Below are 23,433 nucleotides of genomic sequence, written 5' to 3' on the forward strand. Positions count from 1 at the left end.
GCTTCATCGCTGAAGTGGCGCGCATTCTACATCCAGCAGATTGCGCGTCAAGCTTTAATTGCAGTTTTATTACTCAGCCTTGAGCGTAATGCGCGCAAAGGCTTTTTTGCCGGCCTGGCAGACATGGGTCGCCCCAATCTTGAACAGGAAGGCACGATCAACCACTTCACCATCAACACGCACACCACCCGAGCCGAGAAGATCACGAGCTACGGCTGCGTTCTTAACCAAGCCTGCCTTATTAAGGACGGAGGAGATCGGCATATCTTCAGCAGAGGTCAGCTCCACCTCGGGCAGATCCTCGGGCAGCTCGCCGTCTTTCATACGATTGCCGGCAGAACGGTGCGCATTGGCAGCCGCCTCCTCACCATGGAAACGCGCAACGAGCTCTTCAGCCAGCTTGATCTTGATGTCACGCGGGTTTGCCCCCTGCTCGACATCACGCTTGAACTGCGCGATCTCCTCCATACCGCGGAAGCTGAGCAGCTCGAAGTAACGCCACATCAAGGCGTCAGGCATGGAAACCAGTTTGCTGTACATCACGCCCGGCGCTTCCTGGATGCCGACGTAGTTACCCAGCGACTTCGACATTTTCTTCACGCCATCGAGACCTTCCAACAACGGCATGGTGACGATGCACTGCGATTCCTGACCATAGGCGCGCTGCAGCTCACGCCCCATCAGCAGGTTGAACTTCTGATCGGTACCGCCCAGCTCGACGTCAGCCTTGAGCGCCACGGAGTCATAACCCTGTACCAGCGGGTAGAGAAACTCATGAATGGCAATGGGCTGATTGCCGGTGTAGCGCTTATCGAAGTCATCGCGTTCGAGCATACGCGCCACGGTGTACTGCGAAGCCAGGCGAATGAAGTCAGCCGGCTTGAGCTGATCCATCCAGGTGGAGTTGAACGCGACCTCGGTCTTGGCCGGATCTAGAATCTTGAAGACCTGCTGCTTGTAGGTCTCGGCGTTATCCAGTACCTGCTCGCGCGTCAGCGGCGGACGAGTGGCGCTCTTGCCGCTGGGGTCGCCGATCATCCCGGTGAAGTCACCAATAAGGAAGACCACCTGATGGCCAAGCTCCTGAAACTGGCGCAGCTTATTAATAAGGACGGTGTGGCCGAGATGAAGATCCGGCGCAGTCGGGTCGAAACCCGCCTTGATCCGCAGCGGCTGACCACGCTTTAGCTTTTCGATCAGCTCAGCCTCAACCAGAACCTCTTCCGCACCGCGCTTGATCAGCGCCAGCTGCTCTTCAACCGACTTCATAAAATGACTCGCAATGACCGTATTCAAAAGGGAACCAACCATACAAGAACGCCGACAAATCACAAGTTTTGCTCAGCGTGAGGCAGCCCCGGCGTCGATCATCGTCTGCAGGGTTGCCTCTGGGCGGTTTTGGTTATATTTTATACAGTTAGTGCATATTCATCATGCTCTTCTTTTAATCTTCATTTTTTCACTTCAAAAGCAGCCCTATGACCTCTACATCTAAAGCGCCGCCACTCTATCCAAAGTCCCATATTCTGGCAGCGAGCGGCGTTGCCGCGCTGTTGAGCCTGGCCCTGCTGGTATTTCCTTCGCGCGAAGTCGAAGCGCAGAAGACATTCATCGACCTGGATCTCGGCAACGATGCCGAGATGGTGCTGGAGGAAAAGGATGACCTTCGAGCGGGACAGGCAGCGGATCAAGCTGCCTCTCCATTCGCTCAGATCGATGAAGGTTCTGACGACGCAGAAAACAGCGCAGCCCTAGAAGACGCTGACGAAGACACCCCCACCACAGCAGACCTCCCCCCGGACGACCCCACTCATAAAAGCATCATCGTCGGTAACGGCGATACGCTTTCTACCGTATTCGCCAAGGTAGGGCTGAGTGCCAACGATCTGCATGAAGCGCTCGACAGCAGCAAAGACGCCAAAGAGTTCAGCCGCCTCAAGGTAGGTCAGGCACTGCAATTCGAACTCGATGAGGCGGGCAAACTCAAGAGCTTGCAGAGCAAGCTCAGTGATCTGGAAACCATTCATCTCAGCCGCAGCGACAAGGGCTACGAATTCCAGCGCGACCTGGTCAAGCCTGAGGTGGTCAAGGCTTACAGCCACGGGGTGATCAATAGCTCGCTGTTTCTCTCGGCAAAACGCGCAGGCCTTTCTCATGGCCTGACCATGGAACTGGCCAACATCTTCGGCTACGACATCGACTTCGCCATGGATATTCGTGATGGCGACGAGTTCGAACTGATCTATGAAAACAAGGTGGTCAACGGCAAGCGTGTGGGTACCGGCGATATCATCTCGGCACGCTTCACCAATCGCGGCAAGACTTACACCGCCGTGCGTTATACCGACCGCCAGGGTAATACCAGCTACTACACCGCCAATGGCGAGAGCATGCGCAAGGCGTTCATCCGCACCCCGGTCGACTTTGCCCGCATCAGCTCGCGCTTTTCCACAGGGCGCAAGCATCCGATCCTGAACAAGATTCGCGCCCACAAGGGTGTCGACTATGCAGCACCTCGTGGCACACCGATCAAGGCAGCCGGCGATGGCAAGGTCGTTCTCGCCGGTCGCAACGGTGGTTACGGCAATACCGTGATCCTCCAGCATGGCCAGCGCTACCGTACGCTTTATGCGCACATGCAAGGCTTCGCCAAAGGCGTGCGCAACGGCGTGAACGTCAAGCAAGGTCAGATCATCGGTTACATCGGCACCACCGGCCTGTCCACCGGGCCTCACTTGCACTACGAGTTCCAGGTCAACGGTGTCCACGTCGATCCTCTGAGCCAGAAGCTGCCGATGGCCGACCCGATCGCCGCCAACGAGAAAGCCCGCTTCATGCAACAGAGCAAACCGCTGATGGCACGCATGGATCAAGAGCGCGCCACCATGCTGGCTGCCAACAAGCAGTAAGCCATGCCTCATCTCTATATCGGCGTGATGTCCGGCACCAGCCTGGATGGCCTGGACATCGCGCTGATAGAACAGACCCGCGCCAACACCCGCCTCGTCGCCACCCTTTACCGCTCAATGCCGCAATCGTTGCGCAGCGTGCTGCTGGAACTCTGCAGCTCCGGCAACGACGAACTGGCACGCGCCGCGATCGCTGAACAGCAATGGGCCGAGCTGGCGGCCGAGTGCATCAACACCCTGCTCCTGCAACAGGGGTTGGTGGCAGAAGAAATTCGCGCCATCGGCAGCCACGGGCAGACCTTGCGCCATGAGCCCGCGCGCGGTTTCACCATTCAGATCGGCAACCCTGCTCTCCTGGCGGAGCGCACCGGGATCAGTGTCGTCGCCGATTTCCGGCGTCGTGACGTCGCAGCGGGCGGCCAGGGCGCGCCGCTGGTACCGGCTTTCCATGAGGCGCTATTTGGCTCGGCACAGCAACACATCGCCGTTCTGAACGTCGGGGGCTTCAGCAACCTGAGCCTGCTCTCCCCAGGGAAGGACGTCCACGGCTTCGATTGTGGGCCAGGCAACGTGCTGCTCGACGCCTGGATCCAGCACTGCCGCGGCGAGTCCTACGATCGCGACGGTGCCTGGGGGAAGAGCGGCACGTTACAGCAGGCGTTGCTGGATGACCTGCTCGGCGATCCTTTCTTCGCGACGCAAGGCCCCAAGAGCACGGGGCGCGAACTGTTCAACCTGAACTGGCTGATGAGCCACCTTGAGCGCCACCCTGGTCTCGCGGAACAGGATGTACAGGCCACGCTGGTCGAGCTGACCGCCCGCAGCATTTGCGACGCGTTGCAACGCGCTCAAGCACGGACAGACCGACTGCTGGTCTGTGGGGGCGGAGCGCACAATCGGCATCTGATGGCGAGAATGAGCACCCTGCTGGCCAATACCGAGGTGGCCTCCACCAGCAGTTGCGGCATCGATCCGGACTGGATCGAAGCCATGGCATTTGCCTGGCTGGCGCACTGCACCCTCGAGGGTATTGCCGCCAACCGCCCAAGTGTCACGGGAGCGCGTGGCCTGCGCATACTGGGCGCGATCTATCCGGCCTGACTCACCAGGCGGGCAGAAACAAAAACGCCGCGTACAAGACGCGGCGTTCGCGGAACAAAGCGGTCAGATCGAGAAGGACGAACCGCATCCGCAGGTCGTGGTGGCATTCGGATTCTTGATCACGAAACGCGAGCCTTCCAGACCTTCCTGATAATCCACTTCCGAGCCCACCAGGTACTGGAAGCTCATGGCGTCCACGACCAGACTGACGCCTTCACGCTCGACGATGGTGTCATCCTCGGCGACGTCCTCATCGAAAGTGAAGCCATACTGGAAGCCGGAGCAACCGCCGCCCGTGACGAATACACGCAACTTCAAGCGCGGATTACCTTCTTCATCGACCAGGGTCTTCACCTTGTTGGCTGCGCCCTGAGTGAAGTGCAAGGGGGCAGGGGTGAAGCTTTCGACGCTCATGCTGTACTCCCGGCGACATGCGCCATACTGCGTTAGGCGGACATTATCCGCTTGCCCGAGAAAATCGGTCAACTATTGCTCGACGTCCAACGTCTTCGGCAACTCCAGGGGACGTCCTTCTCCGTCCTTGATTGGGCACAAGCGCCCTTCGATCTGCGCCCCCATGGCCATTTCCATCAAAGCGTAATGAAGATTGCCGCGTACCCGAGCACGGGCGCCCAATTCGAGATGCGTCGACGCGAATACATCACCGATCACCTCGCCATCGATGACGATATGGGGAGCCCGCACCTCGCCTTCAACCGTGCCGCCGACGCTGATCCGCACCAACCCTTCGGAAGCGAGCAGATTGCCCGTGACACGGCCGTCGACCTGCACAGCGCCCTGAAAACGCATATCGCCGATCAGCTCAGCGCCCGCTGCAATAAGGCTGGTCTTGCCACTGAAACGCTGAAGATCCGGCTTGGGCTTTTCTTTATTCCACATGTGCGGGTGTCACTCCTTGTTTAACCATTTGAATGTACGACTCACCGTTTTTTGCCCCTCCACCGTGGCCTCCACCTTGATCTGGCTCGGCAGGAAGCCCTCGGGCAACAGCAGTTCGCCAAATCGCCCGGCCTCGGGCAGCGACTGGAAGTGCTTGAAGGAAAACGGCGTCTTCTCGCTCTCGAATTCTTCACTCAGCGCCGCCAGGGCGAGCACGCTGTCCTTCCCCCCCTGCTTGCCCTGAATGCTGACACTCAACTTACCCTCCAAGGGCTGTTCGGCCGAGCCAACCCGACTGAGCAGCAACTTGTAGCGAAAACGCAGGGGATCATCGGTCGCCTGGAGTTCGAACGTGCGAATACGCAAGCCCTCACGGCGACTGCCCGGCGCCAGCACTCCCTTGTAGAACGCCACGTCCTGCTGCAGCTTGAAGATCTGCTCTTCGAGCAGCTTGATGGTGCGGCGATTCTGCTCCATCGCCTGCTGACCGACCTTCTCGCCACTGCCGACGACCGCCAAACGCTGACGTAGAAACTCGAGCTCCTGATCCTGCTCGGCGATGCGCGTATGCAATTGCTGGTTACTGGCCGCATCCGACGCGAACGACAGGTAAGCGACGAACCATCCGGCGGCGAACATGAGTGGGATGGCGAGCAGCAGCGACCAGAACAGACGACGACGCAGACGTTCGCGCCGCGGATCGCTGAAACGGATCTCCCAGCCCGCACTCATGGGCGGGCCGCCATCATGCACGTATCTGGACGTTTCGCAGGTGAATTCGACACGCCAAGCTCACGGAGCATGAGCGCCCTGCTCACTGGCAGTTCATCGCCGATCGTGCGTCTGATCATCAAATGCCTCCGCCAGAAACGAGTGGAAAGCCGCCGATGATAAAGCTGCATCGGCCAGGCGCCAAACCCGATGGTGACGCAGCAGCGTGACAGCCTCTACTATCGGCCCCATTCGCTGACCGAGGAACGCTCATGCTGTATCTGTGGCTCAAAGCCTTTCACATCATCGCCGTGGTCTGCTGGTTCGCCGGCCTGTTCTACCTGCCAAGGCTGTTCGTCTATCACGCCATGAGCAGCGACGCGGCCAGCCACGAGCGTTTCTGCATCATGGAGCGCAAGCTCTACCGGGGCATCATGATGCCCTCGATGATCCTGACACTGGCCCTGGGTATCTGGCTGATCAGCCTCAACCCGAGCTACTACTTCAGCCAGGGTTGGATGCACGCCAAGCTCACGCTGGTCGTCGCCCTGGTGGCCTACCATCACGTGTGCGGTGCACAACTCAAGCGTTTCGCCCGTGGTGAGAACAGCCGCAGCCACGTGTTCTATCGCTGGTTCAACGAGGCACCGGTGCTGGCCCTGCTCGGCATCGTCATTCTGGTCGTCGTTCGCCCCTTCTGAGGAGTGCGTCATGTCCCTGCCCACCCTGCTCGAACAACGCCTGCGCCTGCCACTGGTGGCGGCACCGATGTTCCTGGTCTCCAACCCGGCGCTGGTGATGGCCTGCTGCAACAGCGGCATAGTGGGCAGCTTCCCGGCACTGAACCAGCGCGAGAGCGCGGGCTTTCGCGCCTGGCTGGAAGAAATCGCCGCCGGCCTCGACGACAGTGCCGCCCCCTATGCGGTCAACCTCATCGTGCACCCGAGCAATCCGCGCCTGCAGGCCGATCTCGCCATCTGCGTCGAGCAGCGCGTGCCCATCGTGATCACCAGCCTGGGCGCCGTGAAGGAAGTCGTCGACGCTGTGCACGCCTATGGCGGCCTGGTTTTCCATGACGTGACCACCCGCCGCCACGCAGAAAAGGCAGCACAGGCCGGTGTCGACGGCCTGATCGCGGTGGCCGCCGGCGCTGGCGGTCACGCCGGCACCTGGAGTCCTTTCGCCCTGATCGCCGAGATTCGCCAGTTCTTCGACAAGACCCTGCTGTTGGCTGGCTGCCTCAATCACGGCCACGAAATTCTCGCCGCCCAACTGCTCGGCGCCGACCTCGCCTATATGGGCACACGGTTCATCGCCACCCAGGACAACGACGCGCCCGATGCCTACAAACGAATGCTGCTGGAGGCGCATGCCGCCGACATCATCCACACGCCGGCCGTCTCCGGCGTGCCGGCCAGCTTCATGCGCCAAAGCCTGGAGCAGGCCGGTTACGACCTCACGCGCCTGCAGGACAAGGCGGCGATCGACTATGGCGAGAAGCTCAAACCGATCAACGACGAAGCCAAGGCCTGGAAAACCGTGTGGTCGGCCGGCCAGGGCGCTGGCGGTATCGATGACCTACCGCGCGTAGCCGAGCTGATCGCTCGCCTTGATCAGGAGTATCGCGCCGCCCTGCAGCAGAGCGCACGCCTGGGACAACGCTGGAGCCGATGAAACGTCGCCATCTGCTGGGCCTCGGCCTACTGGGAGTGGCAGGGGCCTGGGCACAGCGCCCCAACGATCTCGGTCGGCCTTACGCCCCCTATTTCGAGTCACTCAACACTCAGCTCAAGACCGACACTGATGGCCTTCCGGTACTGGTGCTCGACCTCGACCGACTCGACCAGAACGCCGAGGTGATCAGGAGGCTGCTGGGCAACCGCCTGCAATTGCGCCTGGTGGTCAAGTCGCTGGCATCGCCAGGGCTGCTGGAATACCTGGCCAAGCGCCTCGACACCCAACGCTTCATGGTGTTTCACCAGCCGCACCTCAACCAGTTGGCGCGCAGCTTCCCGCAGGCTGATCTGCTGCTGGGCAAGCCGATGCCTGTGCAGGCCGCGCTCGGTTTCTATCAGCAGTTGCCACGCCACAGCACCTTCGCCCCTGATCGACAACTGACCTGGCTGATCGATAGCGCAGCGCGGCTGCAGGAATATGCCGAACTGGCAGACGCCCTGCAGCGCCCGCTGCGCATTGCCCTGGAGCTCGATGTTGGCCTGCGTCGAGGAGGCTTTGCCGATGCCCGGAGCCTGTCACAGGCACTGCAACGCCTGCAGCGCGACAAACCCAATCTGCATCTGCAAGGGCTGATGGGCTACGACGCGCAGGTGGCGCATGCGCCGCCCTGGATCAGCACCACCGAGGCATTCGCCCAGGCTACCGCACGCTATCGCGAACTACTGAGCACCGCACAAGGCTTCTCCGAAATTTGGCCCGAGCAGCCACTGCTCAATGGCGCCGGCAGCCTGACCTACCCGCTGCACAGCCAACTGGAGACACCGTTGAACGAGGTCGCAGTGGGCTCAGCCCTGCTCAAGCCGGGCGACTTCGACAGTGATTTACTGCAAGCCCACCAACCAGCCCTCTGGCTCGCCAGCCCGGTGCTGAAAGTCGTCGATGGCGCCCTGCCCTTCGTGCAATCGGCGCAGGGTTTGCTGGAGGCATGGAACCCGAATCGCCAGCAGGCCTGCTACCTCTATGGCGGGCACTGGCCCGCGCAACCGGTCGCGCCAGAAGGCCTGGCTTACGATGAGCTATACGGCCGCAGCCGCAATCAGGAGCGCCTGATCAGCAGCCATGCCACTCGACTGCGGGTCGGCGACTGGGTCTTTCTACGCCCCTCGGTCAGCGAAGGAGTGATCGGCGAGTTCCGCGAAATCCGTCTGCTGCGGGGTGGCCAACTGGTTGGACGCTGGTCAACGCTGCCAAGTGTGTGAATTGTGCTGCAGGCCGCTTGTGCTCTGGGCTGTGGGCGCTCTACGCTTCACCCGCTGGTTGCGCTGAATCACTTTCGTCAAACACCTGGCCTCTGCCCCCAATCCAAGCAGACAAGGAAGCTCGCATGAATCAACCCTCCTACAAGATCGTGTTCAACGGCGAACTGATGCCGGACGCCGCGCTGGATACGGTCAAGGAAAACCTCGCGCGTCTGTTCAAGAGCGATATTGCGCGGATCAACGCGTTGTTCACGGGTGCGGCGGTGACCCTGAAAAAGGATCTGGCCGAGCATGAAGCGGATCAGTATCTGGAAGCCCTGCAAAAAGCCGGGGCTCGGGTGCGCAAGGAACTGGATCTGGCAGCCAGCCTGAGCCTGGTACCGACCGACGAGCACGCCGATGCCGATAGCGCGCCGGCCGAAGGCAGCGCAGCGTCCATGAGTTGCCCGAAGTGCGGGCACGAACAGCCCAAGGCAGAGAGCTGCGTAGCCTGCGGCATCATCATCGAGAAATACCTGGCGCGTCAGGCACAACAAGCTGCCACGCCGGTGGCTGCCGTAGCGCAACCCGCAGCATCGCCCTACGCCCCGCCACGCGCGGATGTCGCCGAAAAGCTCCCGGAGTTCGGCGAACTCAAGGTGCTCAGCGTCAGTGGCCGCATCGGACGTGTGCGCTACCTGGGCTGGAGCATGGCCATGATGCTGTGCGCATTGCCCATTTTCGGGATCGGTGCGGGGCTGACCGTCGCCTCGGAAACACTGGGCATGATCCTGATCGCCATTGCCATGCTCGCCATGGCGGCATTCAGCGTCTGCATCGGCGTCCAGCGCCTGCACGACATGGGTTGGTCCGGCTGGTTGTGGCTGCTCAACTTCGTCCCCGTCGTCGGCGGCGTGTTCTCCCTGTTGATGCTGATCATTCCTGGTACACAGGGCGCCAACCGCTATGGCCCGCCACCGCCGCCCAACAGCACCTCGGTCAAGGTCATGGCCTGGCTGATCCTGCTGGTGCCGGTGATTGGTATTCTGGCCGCCATCGCCCTGCCGCAGTACCAGAGCTACGTCGAGCGTGCCGCCCAGTCCGAGTACTCCAGCGACAGCGAGGCGCGCTGATCGCCTGCCATGCCCAGTTATGCATTGATCACCGGCGCCTCCAGCGGTCTTGGCCTGGCGCTTGCCGAGGCCCTGGCACGCCGGGGCCGCAACCTGATTCTGGTCGCGCGCCGTCGCGACGCCCTGGAAAGCATCGCCAGCGAGCTGTCACAACGTTTCGGGGTCGAGGTGCTGTTCCGCCTTTGCGATCTCGGCAAACCCCTGCAGATATCCGGGCTGCTGCTGGAGCTGGAGGAAGGCGACTGGCGCATCGATCTGCTGATCAATAACGCCGGGCTGGGTAGCGCCGGCCCCTTCCTCGAACAGGACTGGATGCGCGAGCTCGAGCAACTGGAAGTGAATATCGTCGCCGTCACACGTCTGAGCCACGCGCTCGGCAAACGCATGGCCTTGCAAGGCGGCGGGCAGATCCTCAATGTCGCCTCGGTCGCCGCCTTCCAGCCTGGCCCGTGGATGAGCAGCTACTACGCCAGTAAGGCCTATGTGCTGCACTTCAGCGAGGGACTGCGCGAAGAACTGCGCCACTATGGCGTGCGCGTTTCGGTGCTGTGCCCCGGGCCGACCCGTACCGCCTTCTTCCGCAGCGCACGGATGGACGTCTCCAATCTGGAGCGCAGCGTCTGGATGATGAATGCAGACGAAGTGGCCCTGCTCAGCGTACGCGCGCTGGAGAAGAACCGCGCGCTGATCATTCCCAACTGGCGCAACCGGTTGCTAGCCAACTGGCCGCGCCTGGCTCCGCGCTGGCTGGTACGCAAGCTGACAGCCCGCTTTACGCGGCCGTTCAGCCGGCGCTAATCCACCTGTTCTAGCCTGCGTCGACCGTACGACCGTGCGCCCAGTGGCGCAAGGCCGCCAGGTTCTCGGCCATCACTACCGACAAGGGCGAGGTGCCTTGCAGGGCACGCAGCAACAGCGCCTGGTCGACCGCCTGTTGCTGCGCCTGCCCGGCATACAGGGCGCTGACCACGGCCTGCTCGATCTCCGCGCCGGAAAAGCCCTCGCTGGCCTCGGCCAACTGAATCAGATCGAAGCGGCCCGCTTCCAGCTCGCGGCGCTCCAGATGAATACGGAAGATGTCGACGCGGACTTCGGCGCTGGGCAGGTCGACGAAGAACAACTCATCGAACCGTCCCTTGCGCACCAACTCAGGTGGCAGGCGGTCGATGGCATTGGCCGTCGCCACGACGAACACCGGCGCCTTGCGCTCGGCCATCCAGGTCAGCAGGGTGCCGAGCACGCGCAGGCTCACACCGCCGTCATGGTCACCACTGGCCAGGCCTTTCTCTACCTCGTCCATCCACAGCACGCAGGGTGCCATTTGCTCAGCGAGACGCAGCGCCTCGCGCAGGTTGCGCTCGGTCTCGCCGAAGAACTTGTTGTAGAGACAGGCAAAATCCAGGCGCAGTAGCGGCAAGCCCCAGAGTCCGGCAACCGCCTTGGCCGCCAGGCTCTTGCCGCCACCCTGAACGCCGACCAGCATGACGCCCTTGGGCGCATCGATCAGCTTGCCCTCGAGGAAACCCGCCTGGCGCTCGGCCAGCCAGCGCTTGAGATTGACCAGCCCGCCGACCTCGGCGAAACGTGCAGTGTCGTACTCGAAACTGAGCACGCCTTCCAGATCCAGCAACTGGAACTTGGTCTTGTTCAGCTCGGGAATATCTTCCTGGGTGATCGCCCCGTCATCGCAGATCACGTTGCGCGCCAGCGCTCGCGCCTCGGCATGACTGAGGCCGCGCAGGTTCTTCACCACCTGCTGCAGGGTGCGGTTGTCGGTACGCACTCGCGCGCCGCGATTGCCTTCGCTCCAGCGTGTAGCCTCGTCACGCACGATGCTCAGCAACTCGTCTTCGGACGGCAGGGAAAGGCTGAAGCGGGCCGCATAGCGCTGCACTTCCGGCGGCAGCTTGAGCGCGTGGGAAACCAGTACCAGAGTCGGTTTGTGCGCGGCCTCGCTCATGGCGATTTCCTTGAGCAGGCGCACCAAACGGGGATTTTCGTCGAGGAAGGGATGCAGGTCGCACATCACGTAGAGATTCGGTTGCGGATCGGCCTTGATCAGACGCAGCGCCGCTTCCGGCTCCAGCGTTGGCGACTCACCGACATCCGCGCCGCCGAAACCCAGGCGTTGCAAGCCTTCGGTCACCGACCAGGTGTGCAGGCCTAGCCCACGCTTGACCGCCAGGCCCGTCAGAGTCTCCAGCACGCGGGGCTCATCCCAAGACTCGATGACCACCAGCTTGACCTTGGAGTCCAGCACCAAGCCCAGGTCGTGAATATCGTTCTTCAACACATGCTCCTTGTGAAAGTTGGCCCGCCACTCGTCCGGGTTTACCATCCGCCGTTTGGCAATGACGGGAACCGCTGCATGGGTTGGCTGAATACAGATCGTCGCCGCAGGCCTCGCACCATGCAAGTGCCGGACGTGAGCCGTTTCACTGCCATGATGATCGGCGCGAGCCTGGGTCTGACCACGCTATCGGCTGGCGCCAGCGAGCCCTTTCGCGACGCCTTGCACATCGCAGGACACGGCCCAGAGCTGGTCCGAGTGCCGGCAGGTCAGTTCCTCATGGGCGATGGTAGCGGCAAGGGCAATGATAACGAGCGCCCACAGCGCTCCATCACGTTCGAACGCCCTTTCGCCATCGGCCGTCACGAGGTCACCTTCGCCGACTGGCGCCGCTACGCCGAAGCCACCGGGCAAGCGATGCCGGACAACGAAGGTTGGGGGCTCTCGGCCCAGCGACCGGTGATCCACGTGTCCTGGCATGAAGCGCAAGCCTACACGCGCTGGCTTTCGCAGCAGACCGGCGCCCGCTACCGCTTGCCGACGGAAGCCGAGTGGGAATACGCCGCACGCGGTGGCAGCCAGAGCTACTACTGGTGGGGCGACGAACTCGATAGCGATGAACGGGCACCTCGTGCTCATTGCCGCGGTTGCGCCACCTCGCGGCTACTGCGCAACAAGACCGCAGCCGTCGGTCAGTTTCCGGCCAATGGTTTCGGCCTGCATGACACGGCGGGCAATGTCTGGGAGTGGACGGCCTCGAACTTCACCCAGCGTTTCGACGGTAGCGAAACGCAAATCGCCGCCCTGCCCGACGAGAGCCCCCGCGCGGTGCGCGGCGGCGCCTGGAACAGCGGCCCGGTCTACCTGCGCAGCAGCATGCGCGACCTCAAGCAGCCGCAGCATCGTGACTATGCGCTGGGCTTTCGCGTGCTGCGCGAACTGCCCTGAGCGCGGACGCTCGCGCAACTTTGCAGTAGACTAGGGCGTCGTTCCACCCGGAGGTGCCCCATGGCCAGCGAACGCCAGTATTCCCCCGTCGACCGCCTGCTGCTGCAGGCCGATGCCGCCCTGCGCACCTTGCTGCCCTTCAGCGGCGCATCGGGCCGTCCCTCGCCCGCCATCGTGCAGAACGAAAGCGAGATGAGCAGCGATGAGTCCCGTCATGTAGCCGGTCTGATGCGCATCAACCACACCGGCGAAGTCTGCGCCCAGGCGCTCTATCAGGGCCAGGCGCTGACCGCCAAGCTGCCGGAAGTGCGCAGCGCCATGGAACATGCGGCCGATGAGGAAATCGACCACCTGGCCTGGTGCGAACAACGCATTCGCGAGCTGGGAAGCCAGCCGAGCGTGCTCAACCCGCTGTTCTACGGTCTGTCCTTCGGTGTCGGCGCCGTCGCCGGCCTGGTCAGTGATCGCGTCAGCCTGGGCTTCGTCGCGGCCACCGAAGACCAGGTGTGCAAACATCTGGATGAACACCTGGAGCAACTGCCGGAGCACGACGCCAAATCACGCGCCATCCTCGAGCAGATGCGCATCGACGAGCAGCAGCATGCCAACAGTGCGCTGGCGGCTGGCGGCGTACGCTTCCCGGCGCCGATCAAATTCGGCATGAGCCTGCTGTCGAAGGTCATGACCAAGAGCACCTACCGCGTCTGAAACGGCAAGGGCGCCGAATCAGACCCTGTGAAAACGTAGCGAGCGAAGGTCAGGCAAGGCAAAAAACGGCGAGAAAGCGCAGTTTACGAGCTGTAAATGAGCATTTTGAGCCGTTTTTTAACGCAGCATGGCCGAGCGCAGTAGTTTTCACACAGTCTGAATGGCGCCCTTGTCAAATGCGTAAACCAGGCTCAGCCCAGCTCGACGATCTCGTAGTCGTGGCTGATGTCCACGCCACCGCGTCCCAGCATGATCGAAGCCGAGCAGTATTTTTCCGCTGACAGTTCAACGGCACGTTTGACCTGGGCTTCCTTCAGCCCGCGCCCCTTGACCACAAAGTGCAGGTGAATCTTGGTGAATACCTTGGGTTCTTCGGTCGCACGCTCGGCGTCGAGGAACACTTCGCAGCTTTCCACCGGCTGACGACCCTTGCGCAGAATGCTGACCACGTCGAAGTTGCTGCAGCCACCGAGACCGATCAGCACCATCTCCATCGGTCGAACACCCAGGTTACGGCCGCCGGCCTCGGGCGGACCGTCCATTACAACGGCATGGCCGCTGCCGGACTCACCGAGGAACAGGGCTTCGCCGGCCCACTGCACGCGCGCTTTCATCTATCCAGGCTCCGTAGCTTTGCAAAGGCACGCAGATTAGCACAGGCCAAGACTGTGCCGTTGCATGACCGGTACGTCAAAGTTCAACTAGGCTGTGTTAGCCAGGTCACAAAAAACGCCCGTGCTTTCTTGCGTCTGTTAAGCTGGCGCCGGAATGCTGGCACACTTGGCCGGATAACTAATAAGAAATTGCCTGTTGGACAAAGGCCTACATTTTCATATTCGGGACTCGGGCATGGTAGCTATTACCCTTACACCTAAAATCAAGAACATCGATAAGCTTCTCGCGCACTGTCATCGCCGCCGCTATACCTCCAAAAGCACCATCATTTACGCGGGCGATCGCTGCGAAACACTCTTCTTCATCGTCAAAGGTTCGGTCACCATCCTCATCGAAGATGACGACGGCCGGGAAATGATCATCGCCTATCTCAATGCCGGCGACTTCTTCGGCGAGATGGGCCTGTTCGAAAAGGAAGGTACTGAGAAAGAGCGCAGTGCCTGGGTTCGCGCCAAGACCGAGTGCGAGGTCGCGGAAATCAGCTACGCCAAGTTCCGCGAGCTGACCCAGCAGGATCCGGACATCCTCTTCGCCCTGGGCAGCCAGATGGCCGAGCGCCTGCGCAACACCACGCGCAAGGTCGGCGACCTGGCTTTCCTCGATGTGACTGGCCGCGTCGCGCGTACCCTGCTCGACCTGTGCAAGCAGCCGGACGCCATGACCCATCCGGATGGCATGCAGATCAAGATCACCCGCCAGGAAATCGGCCGCATCGTCGGCTGCTCGCGCGAGATGGTCGGGCGCGTGCTCAAGTCCCTGGAAGAACAGGGCCTGGTACACGTCAAAGGCAAGACCATGGTGGTCTTCGGCACCCGCTGAAACCCGCTCAATAAAAAGCCGGCTTGATTGCCGGCTTTTTCACGCGCGCTATTCGGGGTCGGTGCCAATCACGGCAGGTCGACCGCGTTCGGGAAAGAACAGGCGCTGCAATTCGCTGCCGGGGCTTTCCGCACGCATGAAGGCCTCGCCGACCAGGAAGGCATACACCTCGTTGATTTCCATCAGCTCAACATCGGCGCGGTTGAGGATGCCGCTCTCGGTCACCACCAGGCGGTCACGCGGAATGCGCGGCAGCAGGTCGAGCGTGGCTTCCAGGCTGACATCGAAGGTGTGCAGGTTGCGGTTGTTGATGCCCACCAACGGCGTGTCCAGGGTGGTCAGCGCACGCTCCAGTTCGTCGCCATCATGCACCTCGACCAGCACGTCGAGGCCCACGTCCTTGGCCACCGAGGCCAGTTCGGCCATGCGCACGTCATCCAGGCAGGAGACGATCAGCAGCACGCAGTCGGCGCCGATCGCACGAGCTTCGACGATCTGGTACGGATCGACCATGAAGTCCTTGCGGATCACCGGCAGTGCGCAGGCGGCACGCGCCTGTTGCAGGTATTGATCGGCACCCTGGAAGAAGTCGATATCGGTCAGCACCGACAGGCAGGTGGCACCACCGGCCTCGTAGCTACGGGCAATCTCGGCCGGTACGAAGTTCTCGCGAATCACGCCCTTGCTTGGCGATGCCTTCTTGATCTCGGCGATTACCGCCGGCTGCTTGCGCGCCGCCTGTTCCAGCAGTGCACGGGCAAAGCCACGCGGGGCGTCGGCGCTGCGCGCGGCGGCTTCGAGTTCGGCCAGGCTGACCTGGGCACGACGGGCCGCCACTTCTTCGAACTTACGGGCGACGATCTTCTCCAGTACGGTTGGTACGCTCACCCTTCGTTCTCCTGTTTGAATACCGCGGTAAAGGACACCAGTTCTTCCAGCTTCTCACGCGCCAGGCCGGTATGCAGGGCGTCATGCGCCAGCTGGATGCCTTCGCGCAGGCTGCTGGCATGGTCGGCAGCATAGAGTGCAGCACCGGCATTGAGCACGATCATGTCGGCAGCCTTCTGGCCATTGTCGGTCTTGCGTCGGCCCAGCGCGTCGCGGATCAGCTCCAGCGACTGCTCGGCGTTGTCGACGGTCAGACCGATCAGGCTCTGGCTCTTGATGCCGAAATCCTCGGGCTGGATACGGTACTCGCTGACCTTGCCGTCCTTGAGCTCGGCGACGAAGGTCGGCGCGGCCAGGCTGATTTCGTCCAGACCGTCCTGCGCATGCACCACCAACACGTGCTCGCTACCCAGACGCTGCAGCACTTCGGCCATGGGACGGCACAGCGCCTGGCTGAACACGCCGATCACCTGATGCTTGGCGCCCGCCGGATTGGTCATCGGGCCAAGCATATTGAAGATGGTGCGCAGGCCCAGCTCGCGGCGCGGGCCGATGGCATGCTTCATCGCGCCGTGATGAGACGGGGCGAACATGAAACCGACGCCGACGCTTTCGACGCAGCGCGCCACCTGCTCGGGCTTGAGCCCCAGGTAGACGCCCGCAGCTTCCAGAAGATCGGCGCTGCCGCTCTTACCGGACACCGCGCGGTTGCCGTGCTTGGCCACCTTGCCGCCCGCCGCCGCGACGACGAAGGCCGCCGCGGTGGAGACGTTGAAGATATTCATGCCGTCGCCGCCGGTGCCGCAGGTATCGACCAGACGCTCGGCATCGATCACCACCGGCGCAGCCAGCTCGCGCATGACGCTGGCGGCACCGACGATCTCGTCGATGGTCTCGCTCTTCATGCGCATGCCCATGAGGAAGGCACCGATCTGCGCGTCGGTGCACTGGCCGGTCATGATCTCGCGCATGACCGCCTGCATTTCCTCGGTGGTCAGATCGAGCTGGGCGACGATGCGGTTGAGGGCTTCCTTGATATTCATGCGCGCACGCCTCCGGTCTGCTTGAGGAAGTTGGCGAACAGTTCGTGGCCCTGCTCGGTGAGGATGGACTCGGGATGGAACTGCACGCCCTCGACGTTCAGGGTCTTGTGACGCAGGCCCATGATCTCGTCGACCGAGCCGTCTTCATACTGCGTCCAGGCGGTGATCTCCAGGCAATCCGGCAGGGTTTCGCGCTTGACCACCAGGGAATGATAGCGGGTCACGGTGAGCGGGTTGTTCAGACCGGCGAACACGCCCTTGTCCTCGTGGAACACCGGGCTGGTCTTGCCGTGCATCACCTGGCGCGCGCGTACCACGTCACCGCCATAGGCCTGGCCGATGCTCTGGTGGCCGAGACAGACGCCGAGGATCGGCAGCTTGCCGGCGAAATGCAGGATGGCCTCAATGGACACGCCCGCTTCGGTCGGCGTGCACGGGCCGGGCGAGACGACGATGCGCTCAGGCTTGAGCGCTTCGATCTCGGCGATGCTCAGTTCGTCATTGCGAATCACGTGCACATCGGCGCCCAGCTCACCCAGGTACTGCACGACGTTGTAGGTGAAGGAGTCGTAGTTGTCGATCATCAAAAGCATGGTACGGCTCCTCTTATTCCTGGGCCTGGGCGGCAGTCTGTTCGGCGAGCGCGACGGCGCGGAACATGGCGCGGCGCTTGTTCAGGGTTTCTTCCCACTCCAGCGCGGGCACCGAGTCGGCGACGATGCCGGCGCCAGCCTGCACATGCAGCTCACCGTCCTTGATCACCGCGGTACGAATGGCAATGGCGGTGTCCATGTTGCCGTTCCAGGCGTAGTAGCCTACCGCACCGCCATAGACGCCGCGCTTGACCGGCTCCAGCTCGTCGATGATTTCCATGGCGCGGATCTTCGGCGCGCCGGACAGGGTGCCGGCTGGCAGAATGGCGCGCAGCGCGTCCATGGCCGACAGCTCGGGCTTGAGCTGGCCGGTGACGTTGGAAACGATGTGCATAACGTTGGAATAGCGCTCGATGACCATCTTCTCGGTGAGCTTGACCGAACCGATCTGCGACACGCGTCCGGTGTCGTTGCGGCCCAGGTCGATGAGCATCAGGTGTTCGGCGACTTCCTTGGCGTCGGACAGCAGATCTTCTTCCAACGCCTTGTCTGCCTCCTCGCTGGCGCCACGTGGGCGCGTACCAGCGATGGGACGCACGGTGACCAGGCCGTCCTCGACGCGCACCAGCACCTCGGGCGAGGAGCCGACCACATGGAAGTCGCCGAAGTTGAAGAAGTACATGTACGGCGTCGGGTTGATGCAGCGCAGTGCGCGGTACAGGTCGATGGGCGCGGCCTTGAACGGAATCGACATGCGCTGGGAAATCACCACCTGCATGCAGTCGCCGGCCAGGATGTAATCCTTGATCGAACTGACTGCCGCCTCGTAGTCGCCCTGGCTGTAGCTGGAGCGGAACGCCGGCTCCTCGCCCAGCGGCGCGGACAGATCCACACCCAGGCGCGGGGTGATCGGCTGGCGCAGCTTGCGCAGGATTTCGCGCAGGCGGGCCTGGCCTTGCTCGAAGGCGTCCGGCTGAGCCGGATCGGCGAGGACGATGCCGTGCATCTTGCCGGCCAGGTTGTCGAACACCACCACCGCATCGGAAACCATCAGCAGGATGTCCGGCGTACCCAGCGCATCGGGATTAACGCCGGCAGCCAGCTTGGGCTCGACGTAACGCACGCTGTCGTAGCCGAAATAACCCACCAGGCCGCCGTTGAAGCGTGGCAGACCGGCGATAGTCGGCACCTTGTAGCGCGCCTTGAATTGCTCGACGAACTCCAGCGGGTCGGCGCACTGATGGCGCTCGACCTCAACGCCGTCGGTGCTAACCACAACGTCATGGCCATGCACGCGCAGCACGGTGCGCGCCGGCAGGCCGATGATCGAGTAACGGCCCCACTTCTCGCCGCCCTGCACGGATTCCAGGAGGTAGGAGTTGGGCGCGTCGGCCAGTTTCAGGTAGATGGACAGCGGCGTGTCGAAATCCACCAGGGTTTCGCAGGCCAGGGGAATGCGGTTGTAGCCTTCGGCGGCTAAACGCAGGAATTCTTCATGGGTCATGATCAGCCTCATGGCTCGGGGAAAACGGTCGGGTGCAAACGGGCCGCGCGCAGCGGCAGGACGAAATCAGGCGCGCCAGCGCCAACGGGCCAGAGCCTTGATCACTTTCATCCAGAGTTTGCAGCTAACCACCACGGTGCGATCTCGACAGGCGGGGGATAAGGAGAGCGGCCAAGGTAGCAGCTACACGCCAAGCGCTGCAAGCGGGGCAAAGCGATAGCTTGGTGGGAGCGGGTTTATCCGCGATCTCAATCGCCAGTTTCGTGGATAAATCCGCCCCTACAAAAAGCGAACGGCACAGCTGAAGATTCGTCAGAGCAACTCGGCGAGGCTATCGACCACCAGGTTCGGGTTTTCTTCGGCAATCGGGCGGCCATGGTTATAGCCATAGCTCACCGCGACGCAAGGCACGCCGGCTGCGTAGGCGGCCAGCACGTCATTGCGTGAATCGCCGACGAACAGCGATTGCGCCGCAGTGACATCAGCCAAGCGCATCACCTGGAGCAACGCTGCCGGATCCGGCTTCTGCTGCGGCAGGGTGTCGCCGCCGATAATCCAGCGAAAGTACCCACCGAGGCCAACCTGCTCCAGCAACGGCGCAACGAAACGCTCCGGCTTGTTGGTCACCACGGCCAGCTCCACGGCTGCAGTGCTGAGCGCTTCGAGAAGCTCATGCACGCCTGGGTAGAGCACGGTCAGCTCATGGCAGTCGGCGTAGATATCGAGAAAGCGCGCCAGCGCCTGCTCCGTCTCGCCCTCACCCACTGCCGTGTGATCCAGGCCACCGGCCAGGGCACGGCGCACCAGCACGCGGGCGCCGTTGCCGACCCACTCGCGAACCTGTTCTACACCCGCCGGCGGACGGCCCAGCTCGACCAGCATGCGGTCGACCGCTGCGGCCAGGTCAGGCACCGAGTCGATCAGCGTGCCGTCCAGGTCGAACATCACCAGGCGCGGCAGCTCACCGCCGCACAGCTCGCGCAGCGGTTTCATCCACGCACCTGGGCCAGTTCGGCACGCATAGCGTCGATCACCGCCTTGTAGTCCGGCTGGTTGAAGATCGCCGAGCCGGCGACGAAGGTGTCGGCACCCGCTTCGGCGATCTCGCGGATGTTCTGTACGTTGACGCCGCCGTCGATCTCCAGGCGAATCTCGCGGCCGCTGGCGTCGATCAGCGCGCGCGCTTCACGCAGCTTGTCGAGGGTGCCGGGGATGAACTTCTGCCCGCCGAAGCCGGGGTTGACGCTCATCAGGAGGATCATGTCGACCTTGTCCATCACGTACTTGAGCACGTCCAGCGGGGTGGCCGGGTTGAACACCAGGCCGGCCTTGGCGCCGCCGGCCTTGATCAGTTGCAGGGAACGATCGATGTGCTCGGACGCCTCCGGGTGGAAGGTGATGTAGCTGGCGCCAGCCTCGATGAAGTCGCCGATGATGCGATCCACCGGCTTGACCATCAGGTGCGCGTCGATGGGCGCGGTGATGCCGTACTTGCGCAGCGCCGAGCAGACCATCGGGCCGATGGTCAGGTTGGGCACGTAGTGGTTGTCCATGACATCGAAATGGACGATGTCCGCCCCGGCGGCGAGTACGTTGTCCACTTCCTCACCCAGGCGGGCGAAGTCGGCGGAAAGGATCGACGGGGCGATGGCGAAGGGTTGCATGGCGCACCTCTGAGTGCTGGGTCACGGTGGCGCGCATTGTAACGGCTCAGCGGTTATCTGGCAGTGCCACCGAACCGCCCGCGCCAATTCGCCTCACAGCAAAAGGCCCCGCCGGTTGCCCGGCGAGGCCTTGATCGTGCAGGTGCGGCTGTCTATTCCGGCGTCGAAGTGCGCAGTTTCTCGCTACGCCCACGCAGCCACTCCAGGGTCAGCAGCAGCAGGATGGAGAAGCCGATCAGCAGGGTGGCGGCGGCGGCGATGGTCGGCGACAGGTTCTCGCGGATGCCGCTGAACATCTGCCGTGGCAGGGTGGCCTGCTCGGGACCGGCGAGGAACAGGGTCACCACCACTTCATCGAAGGAGGTGGCGAAGGCGAACAGCGCGCCGGAGATCACCCCCGGCGCGATCAGCGGCAGGGTCACGCGGCGGAAGGTTGTGATCGGAGAGGCGCCGAGGCTGGCAGCGGCGCGCACCAGGTTGTGGTTGAAGCCCTGCAGCGTGGCCGACACGGTGATGATGACGAAGGGCACACCCAGCACAGCGTGCACCAGGATCAGCGACAGGTAGCTGTTGCCCATGCCCAGCGGGGCGAAGAACAGGTAGCTGGCGACACCGATGATCACCACTGGGACGATCATCGGCGAAATCAGCAGGCTCATCACCAGCGCCTTGCCGCGGAATTCGCCACGGGTCAGACCGATGGCCGCCAGGGTGCCGAAGCCCATGGCCAGCAGCGTTGCCGCCGGGGCGATGATCAGGCTGTTCTTCAGCGAGCGCATCCAGTCGGCGGACATGAAGAAGTCTTCGTACCAGCGCAGCGAGAAGCCCTGCAGCGGGTAGACCAGGAAGGTGCCGGAGTTGAACGACAGCGGCACGATCACCAGCACCGGCAGGATCAGAAACAGCAGCACCAGGGCGCAGATAAGGCGCAGGCCGTAGTACCAGAGGCGCTCGACGGGTGACATGTAGGGGCTGAGCATGGGTTTTACTCCAGTGAGCGTTTTAAGCTCCCCTCTCACATTGATGGGAGAGGGGCTGGGGGAAAAGGCGCTCTTCCTGCGCCATTCTCCCGAGTTCGGTTACCGAGCAGCGGTGGTGCCGAAACAAGCACCCTCTCCCGCCCTTCGGGCACCCTCTCCCGCAAGCGGGAGAGGGGCATAAGATGGTCTGCTACGCAGACCGCTTTTAGCCAAGGCGCAGCTTGCTGGCGCCGACCAGCCAGCTGTACACCACGTAGAGCACCAGGGTCGCGGCCAGCAGCAGGCCGCCGAGAGCCGTGGCCATGCCCCAGTTGATGGTGGTGTTGGTGTAGAAGGCAACGAAGTAGCTGATCATCTGGTCGTTCGGGCTGCCCAGCAGCGCCGGGGTGATGTAGTAGCCAATCGACAGGATGAACACCAGCAGGCAACCGGCGCCGACACCCGCCAGGGTCTGCGGAAAGTACACCCGCCAGAAACTGGCGAACGGGTGGCAGCCAAGCGACACCGCCGCACGCATGTAGGTGGGCGAAATACCCTTCATCACGCTGTAGATCGGCAGGATCATGAACGGCAGCATGATGTGCACCATGGCCACGTACACGCCGCTGCGGTTGAACACCAGTTGCAGCGGTTGCTCGATGATGCCCAGCGACATCAATGCGGTGTTGATCAGACCGCCGGACTGCAAGAGCACGATCCAGGCCGCAACCCGCACCAGGATCGACGTCCAGAACGGCAGCAGCACGAGAATCATCAACAGGTTGCCGGAACGCGTCGGCAGGTTGGCCAGCAGGTAGGCCAACGGATAAGCCAGCACCAGGCAGATGGCGGTGATCACCAGCCCCATCCAGAAGGTGCGGGCGAAGATGTCCAGGTAGATGGCCTGATCGGGCGTGGCCTTGGCCAGCTCGCCGAGGTCGTCGATACGGTGATCGAGCGAAGCCAGCAGGTAATAGGACGTCACCGACGAGGCGTTGCGGCGGATCACCTGCCAGTAGGCAGGGTCACCCCAGCGCTCGTCGAGATTGAGGAATGCCTCCTGGTAGGACGCGGGTTCCTCGCGCAACGGCAACTTGCGTGCAGTGCTGCTGACCAGACTACGGAAGCCCGCCAGCTCCATGTTCAGGCGCTTGGACAGATCGCCCAGGCTCTGATTGCGGCGTGCTTCGACGATATCTGCAGCAATCGCCTGATAGACCGCATCCTCCGGCAAGCCACGGCCATCCCAGGCGGCAATCGCCTCAACGGTACGCGGCAGGCTGCCGACCACTTCCGGATTGTCCACACTGCGCAGCAGCAAGGCGCCGATGGGCAGCAGGAAGGTCAGGAAAAGGAACAGCAACAGCGGCAGGATCAGCGCCTTGGATTTCAGGCGATTGAAACGCTCGGCACGGGCCAGACGCTGCTTCAGGCTCGGCCCGGGCAAATCGTTGGCAGGCAGTACGGCGGCCATGGACAACTCCGCAAGCAAGAAAGGAATTCAGACGGCCCCGCCGCAGGGCGGGGCCGGATCGAGTCGCAGAACCTGTTCACGAGCTGGCGAGCTAGAGCGATGCAAGGCAAAAACGCGTGAGGAAGCGGAGTTTACGAGCTGTAAATGAGCATTCCGAACGTGTTTTTAACGCAGCAGCGCCGACGCGCAGCAGGTCGTG

Annotated in this window: 24 protein-coding genes and 1 pseudogene; 10 read left to right on the plus strand and 15 right to left on the minus strand. The window is 62.5% G+C overall.

Annotation, left to right across the window (positions count from 1 at the left end; genetic code table 11):
- Positions 1 to 69: 69 nt before the first annotated feature.
- Positions 70 to 1,269, minus strand: a complete 1,200-nt coding sequence (gene tyrS, locus ACODS1_RS16300; protein WP_489086566.1) for a tyrosine--tRNA ligase — start codon at positions 1,267 to 1,269, stop codon at positions 70 to 72.
- Between the two features lie 209 nt (positions 1,270 to 1,478).
- On the opposite strand from tyrS, the gene ACODS1_RS16305 reads away from it, so the two are divergent.
- Together ACODS1_RS16305 and ACODS1_RS16310 are read left to right on the plus strand one after the other, a co-directional pair.
- Entirely contained in the window at positions 1,479 to 2,909 is a 1,431-nt protein-coding gene (locus tag ACODS1_RS16305; protein WP_489086488.1) for a peptidoglycan DD-metalloendopeptidase family protein, read from the plus strand.
- Positions 2,910 to 2,912: 3 nt separating this feature from the next.
- Positions 2,913 to 4,010, plus strand: coding sequence for an anhydro-N-acetylmuramic acid kinase (locus ACODS1_RS16310; RefSeq protein WP_489086489.1), 1,098 nt, complete (start codon positions 2,913 to 2,915; stop codon positions 4,008 to 4,010).
- A 63-nt stretch (positions 4,011 to 4,073) separates the two neighbouring features.
- Here ACODS1_RS16310 and erpA read toward each other — a convergent pair whose 3' ends face one another.
- The 3 genes from erpA to ACODS1_RS16325 form a co-directional block, all read right to left on the minus strand.
- Positions 4,074 to 4,424, minus strand: coding sequence for an iron-sulfur cluster insertion protein ErpA (erpA, locus tag ACODS1_RS16315; RefSeq protein ID WP_322978701.1), 351 nt, complete (start codon positions 4,422 to 4,424; stop codon positions 4,074 to 4,076).
- Between the two features lie 72 nt (positions 4,425 to 4,496).
- On the minus strand, positions 4,497 to 4,910 hold the full coding sequence (locus tag ACODS1_RS16320) for a bactofilin family protein (protein ID WP_322978702.1): 414 nt from the start codon (positions 4,908 to 4,910) through the stop codon (positions 4,497 to 4,499).
- A gap of 9 nt (positions 4,911 to 4,919) precedes the next feature.
- Positions 4,920 to 5,642, minus strand: a complete 723-nt coding sequence (locus tag ACODS1_RS16325; RefSeq protein ID WP_489086490.1) for a DUF6776 family protein — start codon at positions 5,640 to 5,642, stop codon at positions 4,920 to 4,922.
- A 254-nt stretch (positions 5,643 to 5,896) separates the two neighbouring features.
- Between ACODS1_RS16325 and hemJ the strand changes: the two genes are divergently transcribed.
- The 5 genes from hemJ (at position 5,897) to ACODS1_RS16350 (ending at position 10,467) form a co-directional block, all read left to right on the plus strand.
- Complete coding sequence (gene hemJ, locus ACODS1_RS16330; protein WP_322978999.1) at positions 5,897 to 6,322, plus strand: protoporphyrinogen oxidase HemJ; 426 nt, start codon at positions 5,897 to 5,899, stop codon at positions 6,320 to 6,322.
- A 10-nt stretch (positions 6,323 to 6,332) separates the two neighbouring features.
- Positions 6,333 to 7,295: an NAD(P)H-dependent flavin oxidoreductase gene (locus ACODS1_RS16335; protein WP_489086491.1), complete on the plus strand. Its 963-nt coding sequence runs from the start codon at positions 6,333 to 6,335 to the stop codon at positions 7,293 to 7,295.
- Complete coding sequence (locus tag ACODS1_RS16340) at positions 7,292 to 8,557, plus strand: alanine racemase (RefSeq protein WP_489086492.1); 1,266 nt, start codon at positions 7,292 to 7,294, stop codon at positions 8,555 to 8,557. Before ACODS1_RS16335 ends, ACODS1_RS16340 begins: the two co-directional genes overlap by 4 nt.
- A 125-nt stretch (positions 8,558 to 8,682) precedes the next feature.
- Positions 8,683 to 9,669, plus strand: a complete 987-nt coding sequence (locus ACODS1_RS16345; RefSeq protein WP_489086493.1) for a DUF805 domain-containing protein — start codon at positions 8,683 to 8,685, stop codon at positions 9,667 to 9,669.
- 9 nt (positions 9,670 to 9,678) lie between these two features.
- On the plus strand, positions 9,679 to 10,467 hold the full coding sequence (locus ACODS1_RS16350; RefSeq protein WP_489086494.1) for an SDR family NAD(P)-dependent oxidoreductase: 789 nt from the start codon (positions 9,679 to 9,681) through the stop codon (positions 10,465 to 10,467).
- Positions 10,468 to 10,477: 10 nt separating this feature from the next.
- Here ACODS1_RS16350 and ACODS1_RS16355 read toward each other — a convergent pair whose 3' ends face one another.
- Positions 10,478 to 11,959, minus strand: a complete 1,482-nt coding sequence (locus ACODS1_RS16355) for an AAA family ATPase (RefSeq protein ID WP_489086495.1) — start codon at positions 11,957 to 11,959, stop codon at positions 10,478 to 10,480.
- 135 nt (positions 11,960 to 12,094) lie between these two features.
- On the opposite strand from ACODS1_RS16355, the gene ACODS1_RS16360 reads away from it, so the two are divergent.
- A complete protein-coding gene (locus ACODS1_RS16360) occupies positions 12,095 to 12,907 on the plus strand; it encodes a formylglycine-generating enzyme family protein (protein ID WP_489086496.1) in 813 nt (270 codons plus the stop codon).
- 60 nt (positions 12,908 to 12,967) lie between these two features.
- Positions 12,968 to 13,615 (plus strand): 2-polyprenyl-3-methyl-6-methoxy-1,4-benzoquinone monooxygenase, encoded by a 648-nt coding sequence (gene coq7 / locus ACODS1_RS16365; protein WP_489086497.1) that lies wholly within the window; start codon positions 12,968 to 12,970, stop codon positions 13,613 to 13,615.
- A 191-nt stretch (positions 13,616 to 13,806) separates the two neighbouring features.
- On the opposite strand, the gene ACODS1_RS16370 is transcribed toward coq7, so the two are convergent.
- Positions 13,807 to 14,229, minus strand: coding sequence for an OsmC family protein (locus ACODS1_RS16370; protein ID WP_322978711.1), 423 nt, complete (start codon positions 14,227 to 14,229; stop codon positions 13,807 to 13,809).
- Positions 14,230 to 14,464: 235 nt separating this feature from the next.
- Here ACODS1_RS16370 and crp point away from each other — a divergent pair, with 235 nt between their 5' ends.
- The gene (crp, locus tag ACODS1_RS16375; RefSeq protein WP_143499530.1) at positions 14,465 to 15,109 is read left to right on the plus strand and encodes a cAMP-activated global transcriptional regulator CRP; all 645 of its coding nucleotides are present in this window, start codon (positions 14,465 to 14,467) and stop codon (positions 15,107 to 15,109) included.
- A gap of 48 nt (positions 15,110 to 15,157) precedes the next feature.
- On the opposite strand, the gene trpC is transcribed toward crp, so the two are convergent.
- The 9 genes and pseudogenes from trpC to ACODS1_RS16420 form a co-directional block, all read right to left on the minus strand.
- Positions 15,158 to 15,997, minus strand: a complete 840-nt coding sequence (trpC, locus tag ACODS1_RS16380) for an indole-3-glycerol phosphate synthase TrpC (protein WP_322978712.1) — start codon at positions 15,995 to 15,997, stop codon at positions 15,158 to 15,160.
- Positions 15,994 to 17,040: an anthranilate phosphoribosyltransferase gene (trpD, locus tag ACODS1_RS16385; RefSeq protein WP_013717376.1), complete on the minus strand. Its 1,047-nt coding sequence runs from the start codon at positions 17,038 to 17,040 to the stop codon at positions 15,994 to 15,996. Before trpD ends, trpC begins: the two co-directional genes overlap by 4 nt.
- Positions 17,037 to 17,633, minus strand: coding sequence for an aminodeoxychorismate/anthranilate synthase component II (locus tag ACODS1_RS16390; protein WP_489086498.1), 597 nt, complete (start codon positions 17,631 to 17,633; stop codon positions 17,037 to 17,039). The genes trpD and ACODS1_RS16390 overlap by 4 nt, the downstream gene beginning before the upstream one ends.
- Positions 17,634 to 17,646: 13 nt before the next feature.
- The gene (trpE, locus tag ACODS1_RS16395) at positions 17,647 to 19,137 is read right to left on the minus strand and encodes an anthranilate synthase component I (RefSeq protein ID WP_489086499.1); all 1,491 of its coding nucleotides are present in this window, start codon (positions 19,135 to 19,137) and stop codon (positions 17,647 to 17,649) included.
- A gap of 66 nt (positions 19,138 to 19,203) precedes the next feature.
- A pseudogene (locus tag ACODS1_RS16400) lies at positions 19,204 to 19,306 on the minus strand (phosphoglycolate phosphatase); the annotation flags it as partial.
- 143 nt (positions 19,307 to 19,449) lie between these two features.
- Positions 19,450 to 20,130 carry a phosphoglycolate phosphatase gene (locus ACODS1_RS16405; protein ID WP_489086500.1) on the minus strand — a complete coding sequence of 227 codons (681 nt, stop codon included), beginning with the start codon at positions 20,128 to 20,130 and terminating at the stop codon, positions 19,450 to 19,452.
- Positions 20,127 to 20,801, minus strand: coding sequence for a ribulose-phosphate 3-epimerase (gene rpe / locus ACODS1_RS16410; protein WP_013717380.1), 675 nt, complete (start codon positions 20,799 to 20,801; stop codon positions 20,127 to 20,129). Before rpe ends, ACODS1_RS16405 begins: the two co-directional genes overlap by 4 nt.
- A gap of 152 nt (positions 20,802 to 20,953) precedes the next feature.
- Positions 20,954 to 21,781 (minus strand): ABC transporter permease, encoded by an 828-nt coding sequence (locus ACODS1_RS16415; protein WP_489086501.1) that lies wholly within the window; start codon positions 21,779 to 21,781, stop codon positions 20,954 to 20,956.
- 205 nt (positions 21,782 to 21,986) lie between these two features.
- The gene (locus ACODS1_RS16420; RefSeq protein ID WP_489086502.1) at positions 21,987 to 23,234 is read right to left on the minus strand and encodes an ABC transporter permease; all 1,248 of its coding nucleotides are present in this window, start codon (positions 23,232 to 23,234) and stop codon (positions 21,987 to 21,989) included.
- Positions 23,235 to 23,433 lie beyond the last annotated feature (199 nt).

This window comes from Pseudomonas sp. FG29 (assembly GCF_057809355.1).

Bases quoted from the DNA above. Each gene is read 5' to 3' on its own strand.
- ACODS1_RS16390 (WP_489086498.1), bottom strand. From the start codon at position 17,633: ATGCTTTTGATGATCGACAACTACGACTCCTTCACCTACAACGTCGTG.
- ACODS1_RS16340 (WP_489086492.1), top strand. From the start codon at position 7,292: ATGAAACGTCGCCATCTGCTGGGCCTCGGCCTACTGGGAGTGGCAGGG.
- ACODS1_RS16415 (WP_489086501.1), bottom strand. From the start codon at position 21,781: ATGCTCAGCCCCTACATGTCACCCGTCGAGCGCCTCTGGTACTACGGC.
- erpA (WP_322978701.1), bottom strand. From the start codon at position 4,424: ATGAGCGTCGAAAGCTTCACCCCTGCCCCCTTGCACTTCACTCAGGGC.
- trpE (WP_489086499.1), bottom strand. From the start codon at position 19,137: ATGACCCATGAAGAATTCCTGCGTTTAGCCGCCGAAGGCTACAACCGC.
- coq7 (WP_489086497.1), top strand. From the start codon at position 12,968: ATGGCCAGCGAACGCCAGTATTCCCCCGTCGACCGCCTGCTGCTGCAG.
- ACODS1_RS16310 (WP_489086489.1), top strand. From the start codon at position 2,913: ATGCCTCATCTCTATATCGGCGTGATGTCCGGCACCAGCCTGGATGGC.
- crp (WP_143499530.1), top strand. From the start codon at position 14,465: ATGGTAGCTATTACCCTTACACCTAAAATCAAGAACATCGATAAGCTT.
- tyrS (WP_489086566.1), bottom strand. From the start codon at position 1,269: ATGAAGTCGGTTGAAGAGCAGCTGGCGCTGATCAAGCGCGGTGCGGAA.
- ACODS1_RS16325 (WP_489086490.1), bottom strand. From the start codon at position 5,642: ATGAGTGCGGGCTGGGAGATCCGTTTCAGCGATCCGCGGCGCGAACGT.
- ACODS1_RS16420 (WP_489086502.1), bottom strand. From the start codon at position 23,234: ATGGCCGCCGTACTGCCTGCCAACGATTTGCCCGGGCCGAGCCTGAAG.
- rpe (WP_013717380.1), bottom strand. From the start codon at position 20,801: ATGCAACCCTTCGCCATCGCCCCGTCGATCCTTTCCGCCGACTTCGCC.
- ACODS1_RS16405 (WP_489086500.1), bottom strand. From the start codon at position 20,130: ATGAAACCGCTGCGCGAGCTGTGCGGCGGTGAGCTGCCGCGCCTGGTG.
- trpD (WP_013717376.1), bottom strand. From the start codon at position 17,040: ATGAATATCAAGGAAGCCCTCAACCGCATCGTCGCCCAGCTCGATCTG.
- ACODS1_RS16305 (WP_489086488.1), top strand. From the start codon at position 1,479: ATGACCTCTACATCTAAAGCGCCGCCACTCTATCCAAAGTCCCATATT.
- ACODS1_RS16345 (WP_489086493.1), top strand. From the start codon at position 8,683: ATGAATCAACCCTCCTACAAGATCGTGTTCAACGGCGAACTGATGCCG.
- ACODS1_RS16350 (WP_489086494.1), top strand. From the start codon at position 9,679: ATGCCCAGTTATGCATTGATCACCGGCGCCTCCAGCGGTCTTGGCCTG.
- ACODS1_RS16370 (WP_322978711.1), bottom strand. From the start codon at position 14,229: ATGAAAGCGCGCGTGCAGTGGGCCGGCGAAGCCCTGTTCCTCGGTGAG.
- ACODS1_RS16320 (WP_322978702.1), bottom strand. From the start codon at position 4,910: ATGTGGAATAAAGAAAAGCCCAAGCCGGATCTTCAGCGTTTCAGTGGC.
- ACODS1_RS16335 (WP_489086491.1), top strand. From the start codon at position 6,333: ATGTCCCTGCCCACCCTGCTCGAACAACGCCTGCGCCTGCCACTGGTG.